General features: G+C 59.5%; 23 protein-coding genes. 6 read left to right on the forward strand and 17 right to left on the reverse strand.

Going from position 1 to position 23325, the window contains the following annotated elements:
- Positions 1-690 (forward strand): DUF4197 domain-containing protein, encoded by a 690-nt coding sequence (locus ACIP66_RS19640; protein ID WP_053117582.1) that lies wholly within the window; start codon positions 1-3, stop codon positions 688-690.
- Between the two features lie 109 nt (positions 691-799).
- Here the strand turns inward: ACIP66_RS19640 and ACIP66_RS19645 are convergent, their stop codons facing one another.
- The 3 genes from ACIP66_RS19645 to ACIP66_RS19655 all read right to left on the reverse strand — a co-directional run bounded on the left by ACIP66_RS19645 (position 800) and on the right by ACIP66_RS19655 (position 6937).
- Positions 800-1909 (reverse strand): Fic family protein, encoded by a 1110-nt coding sequence (locus ACIP66_RS19645; RefSeq protein WP_400650144.1) that lies wholly within the window; start codon positions 1907-1909, stop codon positions 800-802.
- Positions 1910-2761: 852 nt separating this feature from the next.
- Positions 2762-5830, reverse strand: coding sequence for an efflux RND transporter permease subunit (locus ACIP66_RS19650; RefSeq protein WP_400650147.1), 3069 nt, complete (start codon positions 5828-5830; stop codon positions 2762-2764).
- 6 nt (positions 5831-5836) lie between these two features.
- Positions 5837-6937, reverse strand: coding sequence for an efflux RND transporter periplasmic adaptor subunit (locus ACIP66_RS19655; protein WP_212549617.1), 1101 nt, complete (start codon positions 6935-6937; stop codon positions 5837-5839).
- Positions 6938-7031: 94 nt separating this feature from the next.
- On the opposite strand from ACIP66_RS19655, the gene ACIP66_RS19660 reads away from it, so the two are divergent.
- On the forward strand, positions 7032-7667 hold the full coding sequence (locus tag ACIP66_RS19660; protein ID WP_400650150.1) for a TetR/AcrR family transcriptional regulator: 636 nt from the start codon (positions 7032-7034) through the stop codon (positions 7665-7667).
- 105 nt (positions 7668-7772) lie between these two features.
- Here the strand turns inward: ACIP66_RS19660 and ACIP66_RS19665 are convergent, their stop codons facing one another.
- The gene (locus ACIP66_RS19665) at positions 7773-8555 is read right to left on the reverse strand and encodes a class I SAM-dependent methyltransferase (RefSeq protein WP_400650153.1); all 783 of its coding nucleotides are present in this window, start codon (positions 8553-8555) and stop codon (positions 7773-7775) included.
- A 92-nt stretch (positions 8556-8647) separates the two neighbouring features.
- Here ACIP66_RS19665 and ACIP66_RS19670 point away from each other — a divergent pair, with 92 nt between their 5' ends.
- Positions 8648-9268 (forward strand): energy transducer TonB, encoded by a 621-nt coding sequence (locus tag ACIP66_RS19670; RefSeq protein ID WP_212543963.1) that lies wholly within the window; start codon positions 8648-8650, stop codon positions 9266-9268.
- Positions 9269-9271: 3 nt separating this feature from the next.
- On the opposite strand, the gene ACIP66_RS19675 is transcribed toward ACIP66_RS19670, so the two are convergent.
- From ACIP66_RS19675 to ppc, 7 genes are all read right to left on the reverse strand, one after another.
- Positions 9272-9964, reverse strand: a complete 693-nt coding sequence (locus ACIP66_RS19675) for an extensin family protein (protein ID WP_400650156.1) — start codon at positions 9962-9964, stop codon at positions 9272-9274.
- A gap of 2 nt (positions 9965-9966) precedes the next feature.
- Positions 9967-10803, reverse strand: a complete 837-nt coding sequence (locus tag ACIP66_RS19680; protein ID WP_400650158.1) for an isocitrate lyase/phosphoenolpyruvate mutase family protein — start codon at positions 10801-10803, stop codon at positions 9967-9969.
- A gap of 33 nt (positions 10804-10836) precedes the next feature.
- Entirely contained in the window at positions 10837-11697 is an 861-nt protein-coding gene (locus ACIP66_RS19685) for a DUF72 domain-containing protein (RefSeq protein WP_400650161.1), read from the reverse strand.
- Entirely contained in the window at positions 11697-12008 is a 312-nt protein-coding gene (locus tag ACIP66_RS19690; RefSeq protein ID WP_159813042.1) for a hypothetical protein, read from the reverse strand. The genes ACIP66_RS19685 and ACIP66_RS19690 overlap by 1 nt, the downstream gene beginning before the upstream one ends.
- Before the next feature lie 222 nt (positions 12009-12230).
- Entirely contained in the window at positions 12231-12905 is a 675-nt protein-coding gene (gene tsaB / locus ACIP66_RS19695; RefSeq protein WP_212543967.1) for a tRNA (adenosine(37)-N6)-threonylcarbamoyltransferase complex dimerization subunit type 1 TsaB, read from the reverse strand.
- A gap of 93 nt (positions 12906-12998) precedes the next feature.
- Positions 12999-13649, reverse strand: coding sequence for an adenylate kinase (gene adk, locus ACIP66_RS19700; RefSeq protein WP_400650166.1), 651 nt, complete (start codon positions 13647-13649; stop codon positions 12999-13001).
- Between the two features lie 300 nt (positions 13650-13949).
- A complete protein-coding gene (gene ppc, locus ACIP66_RS19705; protein WP_400650169.1) occupies positions 13950-16580 on the reverse strand; it encodes a phosphoenolpyruvate carboxylase in 2631 nt (876 codons plus the stop codon).
- 213 nt (positions 16581-16793) lie between these two features.
- Here ppc and ACIP66_RS19710 point away from each other — a divergent pair, with 213 nt between their 5' ends.
- The 3 genes from ACIP66_RS19710 (at position 16794) to ACIP66_RS19720 (ending at position 18763) form a co-directional block, all read left to right on the forward strand.
- Complete coding sequence (locus tag ACIP66_RS19710) at positions 16794-17138, forward strand: hypothetical protein (RefSeq protein WP_008078374.1); 345 nt, start codon at positions 16794-16796, stop codon at positions 17136-17138.
- A gap of 376 nt (positions 17139-17514) precedes the next feature.
- Complete coding sequence (locus ACIP66_RS19715; RefSeq protein ID WP_034154861.1) at positions 17515-17919, forward strand: DUF4398 domain-containing protein; 405 nt, start codon at positions 17515-17517, stop codon at positions 17917-17919.
- A gap of 55 nt (positions 17920-17974) precedes the next feature.
- Positions 17975-18763 carry an OmpA family protein gene (locus ACIP66_RS19720; RefSeq protein ID WP_053117547.1) on the forward strand — a complete coding sequence of 263 codons (789 nt, stop codon included), beginning with the start codon at positions 17975-17977 and terminating at the stop codon, positions 18761-18763.
- 138 nt (positions 18764-18901) lie between these two features.
- Here ACIP66_RS19720 and ACIP66_RS19725 read toward each other — a convergent pair whose 3' ends face one another.
- The 6 genes from ACIP66_RS19725 to ACIP66_RS19750 form a co-directional block, all read right to left on the reverse strand.
- The gene (locus ACIP66_RS19725) at positions 18902-19231 is read right to left on the reverse strand and encodes a hypothetical protein (RefSeq protein WP_053117545.1); all 330 of its coding nucleotides are present in this window, start codon (positions 19229-19231) and stop codon (positions 18902-18904) included.
- Complete coding sequence (locus ACIP66_RS19730) at positions 19228-20133, reverse strand: alpha/beta hydrolase (RefSeq protein WP_053117543.1); 906 nt, start codon at positions 20131-20133, stop codon at positions 19228-19230. The genes ACIP66_RS19725 and ACIP66_RS19730 overlap by 4 nt, the downstream gene beginning before the upstream one ends.
- Positions 20134-20295: 162 nt before the next feature.
- Positions 20296-21546 (reverse strand): flavohemoglobin expression-modulating QEGLA motif protein, encoded by a 1251-nt coding sequence (locus ACIP66_RS19735; RefSeq protein WP_177323295.1) that lies wholly within the window; start codon positions 21544-21546, stop codon positions 20296-20298.
- Positions 21547-21606: 60 nt separating this feature from the next.
- Positions 21607-22161 carry a hypothetical protein gene (locus ACIP66_RS19740; protein WP_400650174.1) on the reverse strand — a complete coding sequence of 185 codons (555 nt, stop codon included), beginning with the start codon at positions 22159-22161 and terminating at the stop codon, positions 21607-21609.
- A gap of 161 nt (positions 22162-22322) precedes the next feature.
- Positions 22323-23036, reverse strand: coding sequence for a TetR/AcrR family transcriptional regulator (locus ACIP66_RS19745; RefSeq protein WP_159813794.1), 714 nt, complete (start codon positions 23034-23036; stop codon positions 22323-22325).
- A gap of 105 nt (positions 23037-23141) precedes the next feature.
- Positions 23142-23325 (reverse strand): amino acid--tRNA ligase-related protein (locus tag ACIP66_RS19750; protein ID WP_400650177.1); only part of this gene is annotated, 184 nt, incomplete at its 5' end.

Below are 23325 nucleotides of genomic sequence, written 5' to 3' on the forward strand. Positions count from 1 at the left end.
ATGCTCCGCCCTACCCTTCGCTTCGCCGGCCTGTGCGCCGGCCTGATGATCAGCGCCAACGCTCTGGCCCTGTCACTGAGCGACCTGTCGCAACAAGACGCCACCGGCGGCCTCAAGGATGCCCTGACCCAAGGCGCGCAAATCGCCGTCAAACAACTGGGCACCCCGGGCGGCTTCAGCAACAACCCCGAGGTGAAAATCGAACTGCCGGGCAAACTCGGCAAAGCCGCGAGCAAAATGAAAGCCTTCGGCATGGGCGCCCAGGTTGAAGAACTCGAAACCGCGATGAACAAAGCGGCGGAAAGTGCCGTGACCCAGGCCCAGCCAATCCTCGTCGACGCCGTGAAAAAAATGAGCGTCGCCGACGCCAAAGGCATCCTCAGCGGCGGCCAGGATTCAGCCACGCAATACCTCGACAAATCCAGCCGCGAACAAATCCGCGCCAAGTTCCTGCCGATCGTCAAACAGGCGACCGACAAAGTCGGCGTGGCGCAGAAGTACAACTCGTTCGCCGGCCAGGCTGCAGCGTTCGGTGTGGTCGATGCGAAAAGCGCGAATGTCGAAAACTACGTCACCGAACAAGCGCTGAATGGCTTGTTTGAAATGATCGGCAAACAAGAAGAAACCATCCGCCAAAACCCGGCCGCTGCGGCGACGAGTCTGGCGAAAAAAGTCTTCGGCACGCTGTAACGTCACGTGTAGGAGCTGCCGCAGGCTGCGATCTTTTGATCTTGTCTTTGCTGTCGAGCATTGAAGATCAAAAGATCGCAGCCTTCGGCAGCTCCTACAGGGTTTTCTGTCAGGCTGCATCGGTCGTGTAAACCACACTCTTGCGGTATACATCGGTGAATTGGCTTACCGCTCGCTGAATCACCGAACACTGAAACTCGATGAAGTACGTCAGATCCAGCTCATCCGCTTCGCTGTGCAAATAAGAGCGCCCATACTTCACCGGCGCATTGCGCAACAGCAAACTGATCGCAATGTAACGAAACGCCGCAAACTCATGCTTGAACATGAACCAGTAAAACAACGCCCGCGCAACCCGCCCGTTACCGTCGCGAAAGGGATGCTCGTAACCCAAGGCAAAATGCAGCGTGATCGCCTTGATCAGCGGATGCACATGACCCTTCTCCTGAGGTGATCCCTCAGGCAAATTGATCCAGTTCGACAACCTTTCTAGCCGCAAGACCAACCCGGCGGAGGGCGGAGGACGATGCACCGTATTGCCCGCGCCGTCCTGAACAACCACCTCATCATTCGCCCGGAAAACGCCCGGAGAATAATCCTCGTCAGCAATCCCCTCCACCCCCACCCGATGCATCGCTGCGATCAAATCCACACTCATGGGCTCATCGCGTTTCTCCCAGGCGAAATTCATCATCCTGTAGTTGCCCATCACCATCCGCTCATCCGGCGTACGCGGCTGACGCCGATGCCTGAGCATGTCCTTGGCCACACGCGTAGTCGTCGCCGCGCCCTCTAACTGACTACTGGCGATGGCCTCATCCTCGATCAAATCATTCAGCAAATAACTGCAATGCGCCTGCTCGCCGATCAGCCGGGTCATATAATCCAGGGCCGCCGACGTCGTCTGCCGATCCACCAACGACAACGTGATCTGCGCCAACGGCGTCAACACATACTTGCCCCACTGCACCGGCTCGCCCAACGGCAACAGATTGACGTACTGCGCCACCCGCGCCTTCTTGACCAACGCCCAGCACAGCTTCACATCCAACCCGGACGCCCAGCGATAACGCAACGCCTCGAAAGGCAGATAACGGCCCTGATCATCCAGCGGCTTGAGCAACGCCAGATAATCCGCCAGACGCTGCTTGTGCGGCGAGCGCAGCAGAAGATTGAACACGGGATCGGATCGGCCTTTGAAGACGGGTGGGTTTTTCATGAAAGGGTGAACTCGAGGCGGTTGAAAACAGACGCTGGAGTACAACACCCGAGGGGGGACAGGCTCAATATCGGAGGTTTCTGAAAAAGATGTAGGAAGGAAATAGAGGCAACTCAGGCAGAGATTGGTCGGCTGGCAGGCCGCCTTCGTGAGCAGGCTCACTCCTACAATTGGATCGTGTACATCCGGGCAGAAACAGGTCGGCTGTCAGGCCGTCATCGCGAGCAGGCTCGCTCCCACAATTGGATGGTGTTGAATCAGACAGAGCATGGTTGGCTGGCAGGCCGTCATCGCGAGCAGGCTCGCTCCTACCATTGGATCGTGTACATCCGGGCAGAAACAGGTTGGCTGGCAGGCCGTCATCGCGAGCAGGCTCATTCCTACAATTGGATCGTGTACATCCGGGCAGAAACAGGTCGGCTGGCAGGCCGCCTTCGCGAGCAAGCTCTGCTCCTACAAAAGCAGGATCAAAAAATCGCAACCTTCGGCAGCTCCTACATGAAATCATGGCGCACCCGCGCCACCACTAGGCTGAGTGTCAGCTCGCCTGCTTTTGATTTTGATCTTAGAGCCCGTCGGGAGGCTGAGTGGAGGGATTCATACGGGGAAAGCATCGAGAGGAGGTGCAGCGAAGCAAACCGTAGGCGATGCCCCCGGATGAACCCGGAGCGAAGGAACCCGAGCCTTAGCGAGGGCCGGACGTCAGGGCACAGACCTTTGGTTCCTTTGGGGCGTTTGCCAAAGGGACTCGCCGTAAGGGCGAAACCACAGTCAGCAACCCCCGCAGAAACGGATATTCACCCAAAACCCCAAGAACATGGTCGGCCCAAAGGCCGCCAAGTAACCGAAAGATCAAGCCTCCCGCCGAACCCTGAACCAAGCCGCATACAACGCCGGCAAAAACAACAGCGTCAAAGCCGTAGCCACAATCAACCCGCCCATAATCGCCACCGCCATCGGCCCAAAAAACACACTGCGCGACAACGGAATCATCGCCAACACCGCCGCCAGCGCCGTCAACACAATCGGCCGAAACCGCCGCACCGTCGCCTCAATAATCGCCTGCCAAGGCCCAAGCCCCGACTTGATATCCTGCTCAATCTGATCCACCAGAATCACCGAATTGCGCATGATCATCCCCGACAACGCAATCGTCCCCAACATCGCCACAAACCCGAACGGCTGACGGAACACCATCAAAAACAGCACCACCCCGATCAACCCCAACGGCGCCGTCAAAAACACCATCGCCGTGCGCGAAAAACTGCGCAACTGCACCATCAGCAACGTCAGCACCACCACGATAAACATCGGCACCCCGGCATTCACCGACTTCTGCCCACGCTCGGAATCCTCCACCGTGCCGCCGACATCCAGCAAATACCCATCCGGCAACTCCGCCCGAATCGGATCCAGCGTCGGCATGATCTGCTTGATCAACGTCGCCGGCTGCTCCTTGCCATAAATGTCCGCGCGCACCGTTACCGTCGGCAACCGATTGCGGTGCCAGATAATCCCTTCTTCAAAGCCATATTCCAGCGTCGCGACCTGCGACAACGCGACACTGCGGCCGTTATCCGTCGGCACCGCCAGACTCGGCAACAACGACAACTCGGTGCGCTCATGCACCGTGCCGCGCAGCAGAATCTCGATCAACTCGTTGTCTTCGCGGTACTGGCTGACACTCGCGCCGGTCAGCGAACTCTGCAGAAACTTCGCCAGATTGGCCGTGCTCACACCGAGCGCCCGGGCACGATCCTGATCGATGTTCAGGTACACGACTTTGCTCGGTTCCTCCCAATCCAGATGCACATTGACCACATACGGATTCTCGCGAACCTTGGTCGCGACTTTGCGCGCCAGCGCACGGACTTCTTCGATGTGTTCGCCGGTGACACGGAACTGCACCGGGTAACCTACCGGCGGGCCATTCTCCAGACGCGTGACCCGCGAACGCATCGCCGGGAATTGCTCGTTCAATGTGCTGATCAACCAGCTGCGCAGCGCCTCACGTTCCTCGATGGTTTTCGCCAACACCACAAACTGTGCGAAGCTCGCCGCCGGCAACTGCTGATCCAGCGGCAGATAAAAACGCGGCGAACCGGTGCCGATATACGCCACATAATTATCGATGCCGGCGTGATCCTTGAGCATCGCTTCCAGGCGTTTGACCTCACCGGTGGTATTCGCCAACGATGCGCCTTCGGCCAGTTTTAGATCGACCATCAATTCCAGTCGATTGGAGGCCGGGAAGAACTGCTGCGGAACGTAACGGAACAACATTACCGAAGCGATAAACAGCCCCACCGTCAGCACGATCACGGTTTTACGGTGCACCACACACCACTCGACCAGCCGCCGAACACGCTGATAAAACGGCGTGCCATACGGATCCGGCTGACCATCGCCCGTGCCGTGTTTGGCGGCGTGAATTTTCGCCAGATCCGGCAGGAGTTTTTCCCCCAGATACGGCACGAACATCACCGCCGCCACCCACGAAGCGAGCAGCGCGATGGTCACCACCTGAAAGATTGATCGGGTGTATTCGCCGGTGCCCGACTGCGCAGTGGCAATCGGCAGGAACCCGGCAGCGGTGATCAACGTACCGGTGAGCATCGGAAACGCGGTGCTGGTCCAGGCATAACTCGCCGCGCGGATGCGATCGAAACCCTGCTCCATTTTGATCGCCATCATTTCCACGGCGATGATCGCGTCGTCCACCAGCAAACCCAGCGCCAATACCAACGCGCCGAGGGAAATCTTGTGCAGACCGATGTTCAGGTAATACATGCAGGCGAAGGTCATCGCCAACACCAGCGGAATGGTCAGCGCCACGACCATGCCGGTGCGCACGCCGAGGGAGAAGAAGCTCACCAGCAAGACAATTGCCAGCGCTTCGACCAACACCTGGACGAACTCGCCGACCCCAGTTTTCACTGCCGCTGGCTGGTCGGAAACCTTGCGCAATTGCATGCCGGCCGGAAGGTTTTTCTGGATCCGCGAAAACTCCACTTCCAGTGCTTTACCGAGTACCAGAATGTCGCCGCCGTCCTTCATCGCCACGGCCAGACCAATCGCGTCCTCGCCCATAAAACGCATGCGCGGCGCCGGTGGATCGTTGAAACCCCGGCGCACATCGGCGACATCAGAAATGCGGAACGTGCGATCACCAACACGGATCGGGAAGTTTCTTATCTCGTCGACTGTCTGAAAATTCCCTGACACCCGTAGCTGCAAACGCTCGCTGCCGGTTTCGAAGAATCCCGCAGTCGAAACCGCATTCTGCTCTTGCAGCGCCTGTTGCACCGCCGCCAACGGCAAACCGAGGGTCGCCAGTTTGACGTTGGATAACTCGACCCAGATTTTTTTGTCCTGCAAACCGAGCAAGTCGACCTTGCCGACATCCTTGACCCGTTGCAGCTGGATCTGGATGCGGTCGGCGTAATCCTTGAGCACCGCGTAATCGAAGCCATCACCGGTCAGCGCGTAGATATTGCCGAACGTGGTGCCGAATTCATCGTTGAAAAACGGCCCCTGAATATCCGGCGGCAACGTGTGGCGGATGTCGGCGACCTTCTTGCGCACCTGGTACCAGAGGTCGGGGATTTCCTTGGAATGCATCGAGTCGCGGGCGATAAACGTGACCTGCGATTCACCGGGACGCGAGAACGAGACGATGCGTTCGTACTCACCGGTTTCCATCAGTTTCTTTTCAATGCGTTCGGTGACTTGGCGCGAGACCTCCTGCGCGGTCGCACCCGGCCAGCGGGTCTGAATGACCATGGCTTTGAAGGTGAACGGCGGGTCTTCACTCTGGCCGAGTTTGGTGTAGGACAACGCGCCGACGATGGCCAGCAAAAGCATCAGGAACAGTACGATCTGGCGATTACGCAGCGCCCATTCGGAAAGGTTGAAGCGCATCGCGACTTACTCCTTGTCCGCCAGATTGACCACACGGTTGGAGCGATCCACCGGACGCACCTGCTGACCTTCCAAAAGCACATGCACGCCGGCCGCCACCACCCAGTCGTTGGCGTTCAAGCCTTCAAGCACCGGCACGGTTTTTTCGCCGAACGGGCCGACGCGCACCGGGGTTTTCTTCAACGTGTTGTTGCCGTTGACCACCCAGACGTAGGTCGCACCGTTTTCAGCGGTGAGTGCCGAGAGCGGCACCGACAGCGACACGGCATCGGCCGATTGCACAAAGACGCGAGCGCTCTGGCCCAGCTCGGCCGGGACTTTGCCGGCGGTGAACGAAATGCGCGCGGCAAAGGTGCGCGAGCGTGGATCGGCGGCGGGCGACAGTTCGCGGATCTGCCCGGCGAAGCGCTGATTCTGCTGCGTCCACAATTCGACGGACACTGGCTGACCGACCTTGAAGCGGCCGAAGCTTTGCTCGGGCAGGCTGATCAACACCTCACGCTCGCCATCGGTGGCGAGGGTGTACACGGTCTGTCCGGCGGCAACCACTTGGCCGACTTCCACCGAACGCTTGGCCACCACGCCGTCCTGCGGCGCACGCAGCACCGCGTAACTGGCCTGATTGGTCGAGACGTTGAATTCAGCTTTGATTTGTTTGAGGCGGGCTTCACCTGAGCGGTAAAGGTTTTCGGCATTGTCGTAAGCCGAGCGGCTGACCATCTGCCGATCCATCAGGGTCTTGTAGCGATCGCGTTCGGCGCGCACCAGATTGAGATTGGCTTCGGCGGCGGCGACTTGCGCACGGGTGGCTTCCAGTTGCAGGCGCACATCCTGCGGATCGAGCTCGGCGAGCGGTTGATCGGCCTTCACGCGCTGACCTTCATCGACCAGTCGTCGGCTGACTTTGCCACCAATGCGGAATGCCAGATCAGGTTCGTAGCGGGCGCGCACCTCGCCCGGATAACTTTCCATCGCCTGCGCCGAAGGCTCTGGCTGCACCACCATGGCCGGTCGCACGGTGACTTGCGTCACTTCTTCCTGACCGCACGCTGACAAAAGGAACGCCAGACTCGCTGGCAACGCACAGGACAACGCATGGCGGAACATGGTGACGGACCTTTCGCTAATGGTGCTTGGAATAATTATACTGGCGGGTATGTTATTAATAGCAAACTCACCAGTCCAGTATTAAAAGCGAAGAATGTCGAACAATCTTTCAGCTCCAAACGGCCCGGGCCGCCCCAAGGATCTGGCCAAACGCCAGGCGATCCTCGACGCGGCGAAAATTCTGTTTCTGAGTCATGGCTATGCCAACACCAGCATGGACGCGGTCGCCAGCGAGGCTGGCGTGTCGAAGCTGACGGTTTACAGCCATTTCAACGACAAGGAGACGCTGTTCTCCGCCGCCGTGATGGCCAAATGCGAGGAGCAATTACCCACACTGATCTTCGAATTGCCGGAAGGCATCGCCGTGGAAAATGTGTTGCTGAACATTGCCCGAGGCTTTCATCACCTGATCAACAGCGATGAATCGGTGAACCTTCATCGTCTGATCATGGCGCTGGGGGTGCAGGATCCGAAGCTGTCGCTGATCTTCTTCGAAGCCGGCCCACAGCGCATGGTGCAAGGGATGGAGCGCTTGCTGACGCGCATCCATGAGACGGGCACGCTGAACATCGACATGCCGCGTAATGCGGCCGAGCATTTCTTTTGCCTGATCAAAGGCGCGGGGAATTTTCGACTGATGTTTGGTTGCGGGGAGCCGTTGAGCGAAGAGGCTGCGGAGAGCCATATTGAGGAAGTGGTGGGGTTGTTTATGCGCGCTTACAAACCCTGATTTCTTCGGTGCCTGGATCGACGCCTTCGCGAGCAGGCTCGCTCCCACATTGGAATGCATTTCAAATGTGGGAGCGAGCCTGCTCGCGAAGGGCGCAACTCGGTCTCAAGGCTTGAGCGCTTTCTTCGGGTAGATGTCGTAGCGGCTCGATTTGCCATCCAGCGCATGGCTCGGTTTCGGCCCTTCAATGCACGGCGCCTTGCGCGGTCGTTTGACCACCACCCGGTGCGTCGCCAGTGCCAGCGCAGCCTGCAACAGCGCCGGCGCATCCGGATCATCGCCCACCAGCGGCCGGAACAGACGCATCTCTTTCTTCACCAGCGCGGTCTTCTCGCGGTGCGGAAACATCGGGTCGAGATAAATCACCTGCGGCGCCTCACCTTCCCAGTTCTGCATGACCTCGATGGAATTGCCCTTGAGCAACTTCATCCGCGCCACGATTGGCGCTACTTCAAAATCTTCCGCACCACGCGCCAGCCCATCCTCCAACAGCGCGCCGATCAGCGGCTGGCGCTCGATCAGGCTCATCTCGCAACCCAGACTGGCCAGCACAAACGCATCCTTGCCCAGCCCCGCCGTCGCATCCAGCACGCGCGGACGCACGCCTTGGGCGACGCCGACAGCTTTGGCGATCATCTGCCCGCTGCCGCCACCGTATAAACGCCGATGCGCCGCGCCACCCTCAACGAAGTCGACCCGCACCGGCCCCGGTGCGTCCGGGCCCAGCTGTTGCAGCTGTAAACCCTGCTCGCCGACCTGCAAGGCAAACTCGCTGTCAGCCACCTCGCGCGGCAGACCAAGACGCTCGGCCCACTGCGCAGCTTGCGCTTCAAACGTCGCGCCGAGGGGTTCGACATGGATACGGCAGGCCGCGGGTTGCTCAATCATGGAAAACACGCTCAAAAATTCAAGGAGCGGCAAAAACCGCCGATAACTCATTCAACGCGCATTTTGCCAGAGCTGAGCGTCAACCGAAAAAAATGTCAGGCATTCTTCCCACATCGATTGGCTACATTTCGCCCCATGGCGACTTTAGCCGTCAAAACACTCAAGCACTGAGCGGCGTCAGTCACCTGTGGCAGGATTTCTTTGCCCAGGCGCTGGCCGAGCAGACGAGTGATGTGGTGCCGGCCTGCGGCACGTTTCCACCGGTTGACCTGAGCAGCAGCGAAGAGCCGACCGTCGGCAGCGACCTGCACGCGCACATCGTCAGCCAGCGCGAATGCGACGTGGTGGAAACTCAAGTGCGTCCGCCGGAGCCGCTGTTCCTGCCGATCGCCGAATTCGAAACCGATCTGCTCGACAAGCCGTTCCCACCGTTCCCGGCAGAAGAACTGAAAGCGCAGCAAGAGCAGCAGGATTTTGACAGCAGCTGGGTTCGCCCTGTGGTTATCAACAACGGCCAGCCAATGCCAGAACCGGGCCCGGCGCCGCAGAAAAAGCCTCTGTACCTGCCGATTGCCGAGTTCGACCTCGACCTGATGCAGAAACCATATCCGCCGTTCCCGCCGGAAGAAATCGTCGAGCAACAGAAGGCGCTGGACTTCGATAACGGCTGGGCACGCCCGATCGTTCTGCAGAACCTGCGCCTCGCCGCGTAACCTCTAGCGACACACGCTCCAGCGCCCGACATCGACATGAAAGTGATTGCGATGGGCAGCGTTGTAATCCGGACTCAACACCACACTGAACGCTTCGCAGGCGCCGTCGCGCACCTGCCGTAGAAATTGCGCGTCCTGATTTTGCTTCGGCCAGTCCTTGAGCACGCTGATGCTGCGGCCGTCGGCCAGACGAAAGCCGGCGATGTCCAGCGCATCGGCGCTGGCATGACGACTGAGTGCGCCGCTCTCGCGGTTGTAGACATTGCGGCAGGCGAAGCTGCCGAGGTGGTCGAGGCGCGTGACCTTCTGGCCATAGATTGATTGAGCTGCCGGTTGCAACGTGTGGTGTTCAAACATCGCGTAGGCGACCGCCAACGGACAACTGGCGAGGAAACTGCTGCTCAGCGCCACCTCGCCGCCCTGCACGCGCAAAGCGCCGATCAGCGGGCACTTGGCGTCGGGGCTGTCGGATTGCCGGGTGACGCGCAGATCTGAACTGCTCAACGCTTGAGCGCAAAGTTCTGGATCACTGCGCAAGCGCATCAGCTTGTAACCGGTGAGCCAATTAGGCGCGGCTTTCACGTCCAGCGGCGCCCAAGGATTCCATTGCGGCGGCACCTGCAGCCAGCCGCGCCAGACACTGAACGCGGCACCGCCGATCATCAACAGCACCAGGCAAAATATCCATCGCCCCATGTTCAGCCTTTGAAGAACTGATTGGCTTTGGCGTACGGCATCGACTGCGAGGTGAAGCCGAACGTGCCGGATTGCTGAATCTCTTCGGCAGCGCGGAAGAACTCGCCGAACGCCGCCAGCGCCAGTGCCGAACCGGTGCTGATGCGGCGCACGCCCATATCCTGCAATTCCTGCACGGTCAGTTTCAAACCGCCGGACATCAACACGTTGACCGGTTTCGGCGCCACCGCACGTACCACCGCCAACACTTCTTCGGCGTTGCGCAAACCCGGCGCGTACAGCACGTCGGCGCCAGCGTCGGCGAAGGCTTTCAAGCGGCGAATGGTGTCATCGAGGTCAGGATTGCCGTGCAGATAGTTCTCCGCACGCGCGGTGAGGATGAAAGGAAATGGCAGCGTGCGCACGGCCGCGACAGCGGCTTCGATGCGCGCGACGGCATGTTCGAAACAATAGATCGGCGCATCCGGGCGGCCCGTCGCATCTTCGATCGAACCACCGACCGCGCCCGCTTCGGCGGCACGCAACAAGCTTTTCGCGGACTCGGTCGGGTCATCAGAAAAGCCGTTTTCCAGATCCACCGCCACCGGTAAATCGGTCGCAGCGACAATCGCGCGGACGTTGGCCAAGGTCTCATCAAGACTCAACGCGCCATCGGCCTTGCCCTGGGAAAACGCATAACCGGCACTGGTCGTGGCCAAGGCCTGATAGCCGAGGCTGGCGAGCATCTTCGCCGAACCTGCATCCCACGGATTGGGAATGACGAAGACTTGCGCACGCTCATGCAGCGCTTTGAAGGCGTGGGCTTTACGGGTTTGTGCTTGAAGGTCTGAGGCGTCCATCGGCTGGCTCCCGGGCAGGAAAACGAATCCGCCTCAGAGCAGGCCAAGTTGCTCGGCGGCGGGCTCTCTGTATAGCTCAGGCAGCGATGGCAGGCCAGGCAAACGTTGCATCAATTGTGCGTGAAAACGTTGCGCCAGCTTCGCCGCCAACAGGTTGTCGGCGGTGTGCAGGAAGATGTACGGCGTGCGCCCCTCTTCGATCCACTCGGCGATTTTCGCCACCCACGGCACGAGGAAGGTGTCGTTGGCCTCAAGCTCGGGATGGCCGATGAAGCGCACCTGCGGGAATTGCGTGAACGCCGCCGGGCGCGTCGGCACGCGGGGCTTTTTTGATTGCGCGTGGATCACCGAGGATTCGGTCGACAGGCAACTGAACAGCGCACGCGGATCGAGGCAGATGCGCTCGACGCCACGGTCGAGCAACAAGCGATTGAGCAGGCGTTCGCTCTCACCCTTGGCGAAGAACTGTTCATGGCGCACTTCCACCGCCAGCGGGCAATCCAGCGCATCAATGAACGCCGCCAGTTCCGGCAGCCGATGTGGCGTGAAGCTTTTCGATAATTGCAGCCACAACGGCGAAACACGCTGACCGAGGGGTTTGAGTAATTGCAGGAAGGTTTCGGCGGCGGTCAGTTGCTCGCGCAAGTCGCCGCTGTGGCTGATGTCGCCGGGGAATTTAGCGGTAAATCGAAAGTGTTCGGGCATGACCTCGGCCCATCGCTGCACGGTGGCCGGCGACGGGCTGGCGTAGAAGGTCGTGTTGCCTTCGACGGCGTTGAACACTTGAGAATAGAGACTGAGGAAGTCAGAGGTTTTTGCATCTACCGGGTAGAGATACTCGCGCCAGGCGTTTTCGCTCCAGGACGGGCAACCGAGGTAGTAAGGCAAATCCATCAGATGTACAGATCGAGGCCCAGCACGTCTGCATCCCAATCGACAAAACCGGCGGTGCTCAGGTAGCTGGCGAGGGCCATCGCTACGCTTTTGCTCATGGCGCGGTGGTAAATCATGTCTTGTTGGCGGGCGGGCAGATTGCTCAGGCGTTGCGCGGTGGCTTTGGCGGCAGCACGTGCGGCCAATTGCTCCTCAGTCGGGAATTCCAGCTCGCCGTCGATATCGTCGACGGATTCATCCACGGTCACATTGCCTTTGCGAGGCTTGCGCTTGATGGGGTAGGACTGAGAGGAGAGGCCGTCTATACGCATAAATTCATGCTCGGTATCGATGATGGCAATTTAGCGGCACCGGGCCGACTTAGCAAACTGCCGAGTGATAACTAGAACACATAAAGCGCAAAAGGTTTAAAGCGAGGGGGTGGAAACTGACGATTGGTGTTTTGAAAATCAAAAGATCGCAGCCTTCGGCAGCTCCTACAGGGATCACATTCCAACTGTAGGAGCTGCCGAAGGCTGCGATCTTTTAAAGGCTCAACGAGCCTTGGGTGTGGCGACTTTGTCGCGCAGGTAAACCGGTTGCGCATCGTCCGCCGGAATCGATTCGCCGCGCTCCCAGGCAAAACGCGCCAAAGTCAGCAAGTCTTCTGCATGAGGAAGCATGCCCGCATCCGAGCCCGTCAGATTGACTGCGATGCGCTCGGCATAGCCCCAACCGGTGCCGGCACCAAACCAGTCGCCACTGGCATCCGCCGGCAGCGCGACCACTTCCGGCGGCAGCACCGCTTCGGCGCCGACCAGACGCATCTCCCCCGCCGTCTCGCGATAGCAGCCCCAATACACTTCATCCATGCGCGCATCGATGGCCGCCGCGACCTGGCTCACGCCATGTTCACGCAAAGCCCGCTGCGCCAGCACCGCCAGGTTGGACACCGGCAACACCGGGCGATCCAGCGCAAACGCCAGGCCCTGCACCACACCAATGGCAATCCGCACCCCGGTAAACGCACCCGGCCCGCGACCGAAGGCAATCGCATCGACCGCTTGCAACGTGGTGCCAGCGTCGGCCAGCAGTTGCTGAATCATCGGCAGCAGCTTCTGCGCGTGCAGGCGCGGGATCACCTCGTAATGGCTCGTGACCTTGCCGTCATGCAGCAAGGCAACGGAGCAAGCTTCAGTCGCGGTGTCCAGGGCCAGCAAGGTGCTCATCGATGTTTCCAAAACAGGGGTGGGGAAAAGTGCGTCAGTATAAACAACTACGGCCCGCAAGCGGGCCGTGGATGATGCTGCGATTCAGACTTTTCAGCTCAGCGCTGCCAGCACCTTGGCGGTGATTGCATCAACCGAACCTACGCCTGGAATGTGGCTGTACTTCGGCTTGCCAGCATTTTTGGCGGACAGGTTCTGATAGAACTCCACCAGCGGCTTGGTCTGCGAGTGGTAAACCGACAGGCGATGACGCACGGTTTCTTCAGTGTCGTCCTTGCGCTGTACCAGCTCTTCGCCGGTGATGTCGTCTTTGCCAGCGATTTTCGGCGGGTTGTAGACGATGTGGTAAACGCGGCCGCTGGCTTCGTGAACACGACGACCGGCGATGCGTTGAACGATTTCTTCGTCTTCAACTGCGATTTCAACCACAGCGTCCAGCTCGACGCCGGCGGTAACCAGTGCTTCCGCCTGCGGAATGGTGCGCGGGAAGCCGTCGAACAGGAAGCCGTTGGCGCAGTCAGCCTGAGCGATACGATCTTTTACCAGTGCGATGATCAGGTCATCGGACACCAGGCCGCCGGCATCCATGATGCTCTTGGCTTGCACGCCCAGCGGAGTACCGGCCTTGACCGCTGCACGCAGCATGTCACCGGTGGAAATTTGTGGAATGCCGAATTTTTCGGTGATGAACTTTGCCTGAGTACCTTTACCGGCCCCGGGAGCTCCCAGCAGAATGACGCGCATTAGATGTGCTCCTCAATTTTTTTATAAAAAGCTTTTACAAAACAAAGGATTCGCCTCTTGGGACGAATCCTGAAAATACGGGACGTGGCCGCAGAAACGGCCAAAGGCTGATCAAGATACACAGCAGGCTGCGCCCACACAAGACGCCAAAAGTCGGAGAAACCTTCGCCCGCCGCGACCCTGCGACGCGGTGACCCAAGTCGCAACCCCATCATTAACTGTCGCCTGGCGGCACTTTCGCTCGTCAGGCAAAGCGGCAACCGGCGCATCTGGCCGGTGCCGCATGCCACGACAAAATCGTTAGCCGGTGTTGCGCAAACCGGCGGCAATCCCCGCCACAGACACCAGCAACGCCTGTTCCACCGGGCTGCCCTGCTCGACATTCTGCTGCCGTGAACGGGCCAGCAACTCGGCCTGCAATATATGTAGCGGGTCGAGGTAAGTGTTACGCAGACGGATGAATTCGAGGGTGTCCGGGCTATGCGCCAGCAGCTGCGACTGACCGGTCAGACCAAGCACCACCGCGCACGCCTGCGACAATAGGTCGCGTAACTGCGCGCCCAACGGCAGCAAATCCGCCTCGACCAGACGCTCGTCGTAGGACAACGCGATGTCCGCGTCGGCCTTGGCCAGCACCATTTCCAGCATGTCGATGCGCGTGCGGAAGAACGGCCATTGCTCGCGCATCTGCCCGAGCAACTCGCCTTCGCCGCGCTCCAGCGCTTTGCTCAACGCCGATTCCCAGCCGAGCCACGCCGGCAGCATCAGCCGCGTTTGCGTCCAGCCGAAGATCCACGGAATCGCCCGCAAACTTTCGATACCGCCCGCGCGGCGTTTCGCCGGACGACTGCCGAGCGGCAAGCGGCCCAACTCCTGCTCCGGTGTGGACTGACGGAAATACTCGACGAACTGCGGATTCTCTCGCACCACCTGACGGTAAGCACTGACACCATCGGCCGCCAATTCGTCCATCAGATGGCGCCATTCCGGCGTCGGTGGCGGCGGTGGCAGCAACGTCGCTTCAAGCACCGCCGCCAGATACAGATTGAGGTTTTGCTCGGCGATGTCTGGCAGGCCGAATTTGAATCGAATCATTTCCCCCTGCTCAGTGGTACGGAAACGCCCCGCCACCGACCCCGGTGGCTGCGACAGAATCGCCGCGTGCGCCGGGCCACCGCCACGGCCGACGGTGCCGCCGCGACCGTGGAACAGCAGCAATTCAACTTGCTGCTCATGGCAGATTTCCACCAAGCGTTCCTGCGCGCGATATTGCGCCCAGGCCGCTGCGGTGGTGCCGGCGTCCTTGGCCGAGTCGGAGTAACCGATCATGACTTCCTGCGGGCCTTGCAGCCTTGCGCGGTAGCCCGGCAACAGCAACAGTCGCTCCATCACCGGCCCGGCGTTGTCGAGGTCGGCGAGGGTTTCGAACAGCGGCACCACACGCATCGGCCGCAACACGCCGGACTCTTTGAGCAGCAGTTGCACGGCGAGCACATCGGAAGCGGCGCCGGCCATGGAGATCACGTAGGAGCCGAGCGAAGCCCCCGGTGCGGCGGCGATTTCCTTGCAGGTGTTGAGCACTTCGGCAGTGTCGGCCGACGGTTTGAAGTGCGCCGGCAGCAGTGGCCGGCGATTAGTCAGCTCTTGCGTGAGGAAGCCGATGCGCTGTTCTTCATCCCAATCTTCGTAGCGACCGAGGCCGAGGTAGTCGGTGATTTCAGTCATCGCCGAGCTGTGCCGCGACGAATCCTGACGCACATCGAGGCGCACGAGGAACAGGCCAAACGTCACCGCGCGACGCAGGCAATCGAGTAACGGCCCGTCGGCAATTACGCCCATGCCGCATTCGTGCAGCGAGTTGAAACACAGTTCCAGCGGATCCAGCAGATCGCGATTGTTGCTCAGCACATCGGCTGGCGCAGGCGTTGGCGCGGTCAGTGCGGCGTGTGCCCAGTTGCGCGTCGCACGCAGGCGTTCGCGCAGTTGCTTAAGGACTGCGCGGTACGGTTCGGCGCTGTCGCCCGCCTTGGCTTTGAGCGCATCGCTGGCCTGCTGCATCGACAGTTCGGCCGCGAGATGATCGACATCGCGCAGGTACAAATCGGCGGCCATCCAGCGCGCCAGCAGCAACACTTCGCGGGTCACTGCGGCGGTGACGTTGGGGTTGCCGTCACGGTCGCCGCCCATCCACGACGCGAAGCGAATCGGCGCCGCCTCCAGCGGCAAACGCAGGCCGGTCGCTTCAAACAAGGCCTTGTCAGCCTTGCGCATATGGTTGGGAATCGCCTGCCACAGCGAATGTTCGATCACCGCAAAACCCCACTTGGCTTCGTCGACCGGCGTCGGTCGCGTGCGGCGGATTTCTTCGGTGTGCCAGGCTTCGGCGATCAGCCGTTGCAGAGTGTTTTGAATTTGCTCGCGTTCGGCGCTGGTCAGGTCGCGATGATCCTGCGCGGCGAGTTGCGCGGCGATTGCGTCGTACTTCTGGATCAGCGTGCGCCGCGCCACTTCGGTCGGGTGCGCGGTCAGCACCAGTTCGATTTCCAGTCGCGACAGCTGGCGGGCCAGCGATTCGGCGCTGTGGCCTTCGTTGCGCAAACGTGCGAGCAACTCGGGCAATACGCGGGATTCGAACGGCGCCGGCTGCGACTCTTCGCGCCGATGGATCAACTGATACTGCTCGGCGATGTTCGCCAGATTGAGAAACTGGTTGAACGCGCGCGCCACCGGGAGCAATTCGTCCTCGCTCAATTGATTGAGGCTGGCGCTCAGTTCAGCGTCCATCGAGCCTCGGCGATCGGCCTTGGCGCCCTTGCGAATCTGCTCGATCTTGTCGAGGAACGCCTCGCCGTACTGGTCTCGAATGGTGTTGCCCAACAGCTCTCCGAGCAGGTGAACGTCTTCGCGCAAGCGTGCATCAATATCGGTCATCAGCAATTCCCCAGCAGTAATCCGGACGGCTTAGAAACGAGTGCATGACCTAGAGAGTGCCGCTCTACGGCGCTTCTTACAAGCATCCGACCAAGGGACTTTAAACCTTGTGGCCGAAAGCTAGTCTCAACAGTAAGCCGTACAACGGCTTGCCGCCGGCCCCGGCGGACACTCACCCAGACCTGCCATGAGCAGGTGCGAAATGAGGTCATCATGAAAATTCGTGAACTCGCCCAGCATTGGGAAGAAAACGCCAAAGGTCGCCTGACTGACACTGGCTACACGATTCATCTGGACGTTGAAGCGGCTGCGCGACTGGCCGCGATTGCCGAGATGTACCCCAAACGGCATGCAGAAGAATTGCTCGGCGAACTGATTGGCGCCGCGCTTGAAGAGTTCGAAGCGAGCCTGCCGTATGTGAAAGGTTCGACGGTAGTGGCGACGGATGAGGAAGGTGATCCGCTGTACGAGGACGTCGGACCTACGCCGCGTTTTCTGGCGCTGTCGAGAAGGCACCTGCATGACCTCTCGGCCGCTGCCGGCAAACAAAAACACTGACACAACACAGATCAAACTGTAGGAGTGAGCCTGCTCGCGAAAGCGGTGTATCAGTCAAAATTGATGGTGACTGGCACACCGCTTTCGCGAGCAGGCTCACTCCTACAGGGATCGTATTTCAATTTGAAAATCGTGTGTTTTCTGGCTTTTAGAACCCCGCGCGTACCGCTCTATCCCGCCAAAGTTCCCGCTTTAGAGCCTTGTCCATTCAGTCAAAAATTATTTTGGCGATTAGCCATCTTTTCTGAACTTTTGAAAAATCACTCCGGTCGGAACCTGTAACCACGCCTGGAACGAGCGTTTCAAAAACGCCTTTCACACGACGCTTTTCGGCTCCTCGACCAGGATGGATTTAGATGTTTTCAGGAGATGCCTAATGGAGTTGAAGACCATGAAAAACCAAACCTCGTTTACCCACCTGCGCGGTCTGAAACTGGCTGCTCTGGCGATCGGCACCAGCTTCGTTCTGGCCGGTTGCGCCGGTAATCCACCGACCGAGCAATACGCCGTGACGCAATCGGCCGTGAACAGCGCCGTCAGCGCTGGCGGTACCGAGTTCGCAGCGGTCGAGATGAAGCAAGCGCAGGACAAACTGAAACAAGCCGAAATCGCCATGCACGACAAGAAGTATGACGAGGCGCGCACCCTGTCCGAGCAAGCCGAGTGGGACGCTCGCGTAGCCGAACGCAAAGCTCAGGCAGCCAAGGCTGAACAAGCCGTGAAGGATTCCCAGAAAGGTGTTCAGGAACTGCGTCAGGAAAGTCAGCGCACCGTGCAATAAGCGCGCATCCCGACCGCAAAGCTGAAACTTTTATCGATAGAAAGGACGACAAATTATGCGTAAGCAACTGATGATCCCAGCTCTTCTGGCCGCAAGCGTTGCCCTGGCTGCCTGCTCCACTCCGCCTAACCCGAATCTGGAAAACGCGCGCACCAACTACGCCGGCCTGCAAGCCAACCCGCAGGCGAGCAAAGTCGCAGCGCTGGAAACCAAAGACGCCAGCGATTACCTGGACAAAGCCGACAAGGCTTATCTGGACAAGCAAGACGCGGCCAAGGTTGACCAACTGGCTTACCTGACCAATCAGCGCGTAGAAGTGGCCAAGCAGACCATCGCCCTGCGCACCGCTGAAAACAACCTGAAAAACGCCGCCGCCCAACGTGCTCAAGCGCGTCTGGATGCCCGTGATCAGCAGATCAAACAGCTGCAGGACAGCCTGAACGCCAAGCAGACCGATCGCGGTACGCTGGTGACTTTCGGTGACGTGCTGTTCGCTACCGATCGTGCTGACCTGAAATCCAGCGGTCTGGTCAACATCAACAAACTGGCGCAGTTCCTTCAGGAAAACCCGGATCGCAAAGTGATCGTCGAGGGTTACACCGACAGCACCGGTACTGCCAGCCACAACCAGACCCTGTCTGAGCGTCGCGCCAACTCCGTGCGTACCGCACTGGTGAAAATGGGCGTTGATCCAGCGCGCATCGTCGCTCAGGGCTACGGCAAGGAATATCCGGTTGCCGAGAACAGCAACGCTTCGGGCCGTGCGCAAAACCGTCGTGTGGAAGTGACCATTTCCAACGACAACCAGCCGGTTGTGCCACGTTCGGCTGTTAGCTCGAACTAAGCTGTAGGCTGTAACGTAAAAGCCCCGCCTGAGTGATCAGGCGGGGCTTTTTTCAGATCAAAAGATCGCAGCCTTCGGCAGCTCCTACAGGGAACGCATTCCAATGTAGGAGCTGCCGAAGGCTGCGATCTTTGGCTTTTAAGGCTGGAGTTTTTGCGGGGTCTCTTCGCCCATGCAGCGCACGGCTTTTTTCTGCGCATTGATCAGCACACCGGTCAGGCCTTTCTGCTCGGTATCAAACAACACCAGCACGCCATCAATGCACTGCGCCACTTGCGCTGCCGGCTCCAGCGAGACTTTGTAATCCTCCCCCGGCACCGTTTTGAGCATGGTGAATTCGTTGAGCAGCAACGCATCTTCGGGTTTGGCGAAGTGCAGGTAACCGTAGTACCACAGCGCCCCGACGGTGCCGAGGATGCTGCAGATACCGGTGATGATCAGCGGGATGGCGTTGCGTTCTTCAGTCATTGCGGACTCTCATCTTCAGAATTCGGGGGTGTCGGGTAATTGGGGATTTCACCGAGGCGGCGCAGGCCGTTGAAATGCTCGGGATCTTCCAGATAGCGCAGCATCACCTGGCGCCACACCGGGTCGCCAAAGGTCTGCACATGGCCGCCGCGAGTCAGTTGCAGCACGCGCGGTGGCGGCGCAGCTTGATACAGACGGATGCCGTTGGAAAGCGGTACCAGCGGATCGTCGATGCTGTGAAAGATCAGTTTCGGCACGCCATTCAGCTGCGGCATCGAGTTGATCGCACTGTCGCCATCCGGCACCAGCCACGACAGCGGTACCTGGAATGGCCAGGTCAGCCACGACGTGCTCAGCGCGTATTGGCCGACGCTGCGGTAACTGGCGGGCACGCCATCAAGCACCAGCGCCTTCAGCTGCTTCTGCCGCTCCGGATGCTGCACCAGCCAATGCACGGCCATCGATCCGCCAAGGCTCTGGCCGAGCAGCACCAACGGCTTGCCTTTGACCTCGGGTGCCTTGTCCAGCCAGGCGAACGCGGCGTCGATGTCCTGATAGATCGCCGGCAGGCTCGGCTCGCCCTCGGACAAGCCATAACCGCGATAGTCGACCAGCAGCACTTGATAGCCGTTCTTCGGCAACCACCAACTGCCGCCCAAATGCATCGGCAAATTGCCGCCGTTGCCGTGCAGGTGCAGGACGGTGCCTTTGACCTCGACACCGGGTTTGGCCGGCAGCCACCAGGCGTTGAGCTTCAAGCCATCGGCGGTGACCAGCGTGACGGTGCGGTATTCGAGTTTGGCTTTTTCCGGGGTGAAGATCTGGCCCGGTTCGGGGTAGAACAATAACGAGCTGCAACCGCTGAGGGTCAGGAGCAGGCAGAAAATGCCGAGGATTCTCATCCGGTGAAACCTCGCAAAGGAAATTGGCAAAACGATTCAGGGAACAACGAATAACCCTGTGGGAGCTGGCTTGCCAGCGATGGCGGCGGATCAGCCAGCATCAATATTGACTGACAGATTGCAATCGCTGGCAAGCCAGCTCCCACAGGGAATATCAGTTGCTCAAAGGATGTTGGAGTAGTCGGCTTCGATCCGGTCCAGGCTCAAGTGATTGAGGAAGTTGGAGAAGCACATCCACGCCGACAACGCATTCAAATCGCGGAACTGATCCGGCAGATATTTCGGTGCCACCACCAATCCTTCATCCACCAACTGGCGCAAGGTACGCATGTCTTCCAGCGTGGTTTTGCCGCAGAACAACAGCGGGATCTGCTCAAGCTTGCCCTTACGCACGGCCAACTGAATGTAGTTGTAAACCATGATAAAGCCCTTGAGATAGGACAAGTCTTTGGTGAATGGCAGCCCCGTCGGCGTCGATCCACGGAACACTCGACTGGCGTTGCCGTAGCTTTCCGCCATTTCAAAGCCCTGCTCGCGGAAGAACTCGAAAATCTGCAAGAAATCGGCGCCCTCCTCGACCATGTGAATGGCGCGGGTGCGGTTAGTCAGTTTGCGCAGGCGGCTCGGGTAGGAAGCGAAGGTGATGATCTCCATCAGGATCGCCAGGCCTTCCTGGGTGACCGTCGACGACGGCGGGCCTTTGGAGAGGAAGGTGCAAATCGGCTGGTTCAAACCGTTGAGCGTGGTGCCGACGTGCACCAGCCCTTCGTGAACTTCCAGCGCGCGCACGTCGCGATCGTTGAACATCGCGTCGGTGCGGATCTTGATGTAGTCGGCGCCCGCCGCCGCGTCGGCAACGATGCCGTCGGACTCGAACACGCGAATGGTTTCCTCGGCCTCGCCAAAAACCTTGTTCAGACGCGTCTGCAACAGGTGCACGGCGTCTTTGGCGGTGAGGGTTTTCGGCTCATCCTTCAAGTCGCCACGGCCATCGATGTTGTTGAGGTAGTCGGACATCATCAGGCCGAGGTCGGCCAGGGTCGGGTCGCCGGCGTGAAACGCATCGGACGCGGCGCCGTACAACTCTTGCGAGATCAGGCCGAAATCCTCGGTGCCGCGCGCTTCGAGCATGCGCACGACCATGCGGTACTCCTTGCACATGCGCCGCATGATCTGCCCGACCGGGTTGAACTGACCGAGCTGGCGGGTGATGTCGCGCTCGATGTTCTGGAATTCCAGTTTGACCTTGCTCGAATCGAAACTCAGTGGTCGATTGAGGTAGTAATCGCGGTCGATCGCCGGCATTTCCTTGCCTTTGGCCTTGAGAAAACCCTTGCGGATGTTCTCGTCCCACTTGACCGCGTCGAGGACACGGATCGGCGTCTGCGCCAGCACAATGCGGTCGGACAACATGCGTATCGTCTGCTGGTAATCGTCCACCCGAAACTCCTGTAGAAAACCTGACGTAATGAATTATTGGGCGCGGGCCTGGCGCTGGTAGCGCACGGCTTCGACGAAAACATCGGAATTGGCCGGATCGTCGAGGTAAGCAAAGACCTTGTCGAGGTTGCTGTCGACTTGCACACCGTCGCCATCGTCGGTCTGGAAGGCCTGACCGTCGAGGGCTTTTTGCTTGATCGCCTGATTGATCTGTTCGAGATCGAGGTTGTAAACCACCAATTCGTGTTTATCGGTGAGTTCGAAACCGGCGATGGTGAAGTGGCCGCCATACTGCGCCGGGACTTTCGCCGACAGGTACCAGCGGCTGCCGTGGCGCGAGACGGTGAACGGATAGGCTTCGCGCTCGCGGGGTTTGGCTTTGAAATACGTGACGGCCTGATAGCGGTCATTGCCCAGGCGCGTCAGCTCAAGGTTCATCGGCTCACCCCAGGCATTGGTGCTCGACCATTTGCCGAGCAAGCCTTTGGGCGCCGGTTCACTGGCGGCCAGCGGTTCCTTGAACGTCACCAGACAACCACTGAGCAGCAGGAACGACAAGGCGATCAGCACGCTACGCCAGGCTTTCATTCAATACTCCCTATGAACATTCGCCGCCCTTGAATACGCCACCGAAACTGTGGGAGCGAGCTTGCTCGCGAAAGCGTCAGCACAGCCAACATTAACGTTGAATGTCAGTCCGTCTTCGCGAGCAAGCTCGCTCCCACAGGGTTCGGTGTTTCCCCAGAGGATCAGACCGACGCGAGCACCAGGTGCATGTAGCGCGTCAGAATGCCGAGCATGTCTTCTTCGGCCAAAGGCTCGGCTTCGTTGAGCAGGCCCTGATATTCCATCCGTCCGATAATCGCCGTCAACACCTTGGCATCCTGTTGCGGTTCGCGCGAGCCCAGCACCTGAAACAACTGGCAGGTGCCCTGCAACAGAATCTGCTGATGCGAGCGCACCAGAATCGCCAGCCCCGGGTTAAGCAACGCTTCCTGTCGGAACGCCTGCTCGGCCATCAAATGCTCGCGACGGTTGACCAACTGCCGGTGCACATAGTCGGCCATCAACCGCGCAATATCGTCCGCCAGTTGCGAACGCGACTCCGGGCTGCCATCACCGCTGACGACCATCTCACGCAACAGGCCTTCGTTGTTGTTCCACAACTTGGCCATGTATTCCGCGCTGCGCTCGACGTATTGCGCGAAGGTATCGGTGAGCAGGTCATCGATGTCCTTGAAGTAATACGTGGTCGCCGACAGCGGCACACCGGCCTCGGCCGCCACCGCACGATGACGCACGGCGCGCACGCCATCACGCACGACAATGCGCATCGCCGCGTCGAGAATGTCCTGGCGACGCTGCTCACTGCCCTGTCGGCTGGCCTTGCGACCCTGGTACTGAACACTTTCAGCGACCGCAGTGGCGATACCCGCTGCACCTTCTTGAGCTATTGCACCCATCACGACCGGACTTCCTCTGCTAATTCCAAAGTAACCAATTGATACATTTGTACCAGACAGGCAATAAAAAGCCGCCTGTTTTAGGCGGCTTTTTAACTGAAACGTTTACGCTTGCGGTCGCATGTGCGGGAACAGGATCACATCGCGGATCGACGGTGAGTTGGTCAGCAACATCACCAGACGGTCGATGCCGATGCCTTCACCCGCCGTTGGCGGCATGCCGTACTCCAGCGCGCGAACGTCGACGCCGTGTGGCTGAAAGGAGTAGTCGGCGCGGGGGTCATTGTGG

It is taken from the genome of Pseudomonas sp. NPDC088429 (assembly GCF_044753305.1).
Taxonomy (GTDB): Bacteria; Pseudomonadota; Gammaproteobacteria; order Pseudomonadales; family Pseudomonadaceae; genus Aquipseudomonas; species Aquipseudomonas rustica.

Coding starts and splice junctions, on each gene's coding strand:
- ACIP66_RS19640 (WP_053117582.1), top strand. CDS start 1: ATGCTCCGCCCTACCCTTCGCTTCGCCGGCCTGTGCGCCGGCCTGATG.
- ACIP66_RS19645 (WP_400650144.1), bottom strand. CDS start 1,909: ATGAAAAACCCACCCGTCTTCAAAGGCCGATCCGATCCCGTGTTCAAT.
- ACIP66_RS19650 (WP_400650147.1), bottom strand. CDS start 5,830: ATGCGCTTCAACCTTTCCGAATGGGCGCTGCGTAATCGCCAGATCGTA.
- ACIP66_RS19655 (WP_212549617.1), bottom strand. CDS start 6,937: ATGTTCCGCCATGCGTTGTCCTGTGCGTTGCCAGCGAGTCTGGCGTTC.
- ACIP66_RS19660 (WP_400650150.1), top strand. CDS start 7,032: ATGTCGAACAATCTTTCAGCTCCAAACGGCCCGGGCCGCCCCAAGGAT.
- ACIP66_RS19665 (WP_400650153.1), bottom strand. CDS start 8,555: ATGATTGAGCAACCCGCGGCCTGCCGTATCCATGTCGAACCCCTCGGC.
- ACIP66_RS19670 (WP_212543963.1), top strand. CDS start 8,648: ATGTCAGGCATTCTTCCCACATCGATTGGCTACATTTCGCCCCATGGC.
- ACIP66_RS19675 (WP_400650156.1), bottom strand. CDS start 9,964: ATGGGGCGATGGATATTTTGCCTGGTGCTGTTGATGATCGGCGGTGCC.
- ACIP66_RS19680 (WP_400650158.1), bottom strand. CDS start 10,803: ATGGACGCCTCAGACCTTCAAGCACAAACCCGTAAAGCCCACGCCTTC.
- ACIP66_RS19685 (WP_400650161.1), bottom strand. CDS start 11,697: ATGGATTTGCCTTACTACCTCGGTTGCCCGTCCTGGAGCGAAAACGCC.
- ACIP66_RS19690 (WP_159813042.1), bottom strand. CDS start 12,008: ATGCGTATAGACGGCCTCTCCTCTCAGTCCTACCCCATCAAGCGCAAG.
- tsaB (WP_212543967.1), bottom strand. CDS start 12,905: ATGAGCACCTTGCTGGCCCTGGACACCGCGACTGAAGCTTGCTCCGTT.
- adk (WP_400650166.1), bottom strand. CDS start 13,649: ATGCGCGTCATTCTGCTGGGAGCTCCCGGGGCCGGTAAAGGTACTCAG.
- ppc (WP_400650169.1), bottom strand. CDS start 16,580: ATGACCGATATTGATGCACGCTTGCGCGAAGACGTTCACCTGCTCGGA.
- ACIP66_RS19710 (WP_008078374.1), top strand. CDS start 16,794: ATGAAAATTCGTGAACTCGCCCAGCATTGGGAAGAAAACGCCAAAGGT.
- ACIP66_RS19715 (WP_034154861.1), top strand. CDS start 17,515: ATGGAGTTGAAGACCATGAAAAACCAAACCTCGTTTACCCACCTGCGC.
- ACIP66_RS19720 (WP_053117547.1), top strand. CDS start 17,975: ATGCGTAAGCAACTGATGATCCCAGCTCTTCTGGCCGCAAGCGTTGCC.
- ACIP66_RS19725 (WP_053117545.1), bottom strand. CDS start 19,231: ATGACTGAAGAACGCAACGCCATCCCGCTGATCATCACCGGTATCTGC.
- ACIP66_RS19730 (WP_053117543.1), bottom strand. CDS start 20,133: ATGAGAATCCTCGGCATTTTCTGCCTGCTCCTGACCCTCAGCGGTTGC.
- ACIP66_RS19735 (WP_177323295.1), bottom strand. CDS start 21,546: ATGTTGTCCGACCGCATTGTGCTGGCGCAGACGCCGATCCGTGTCCTC.
- ACIP66_RS19740 (WP_400650174.1), bottom strand. CDS start 22,161: ATGAAAGCCTGGCGTAGCGTGCTGATCGCCTTGTCGTTCCTGCTGCTC.
- ACIP66_RS19745 (WP_159813794.1), bottom strand. CDS start 23,036: ATGGGTGCAATAGCTCAAGAAGGTGCAGCGGGTATCGCCACTGCGGTC.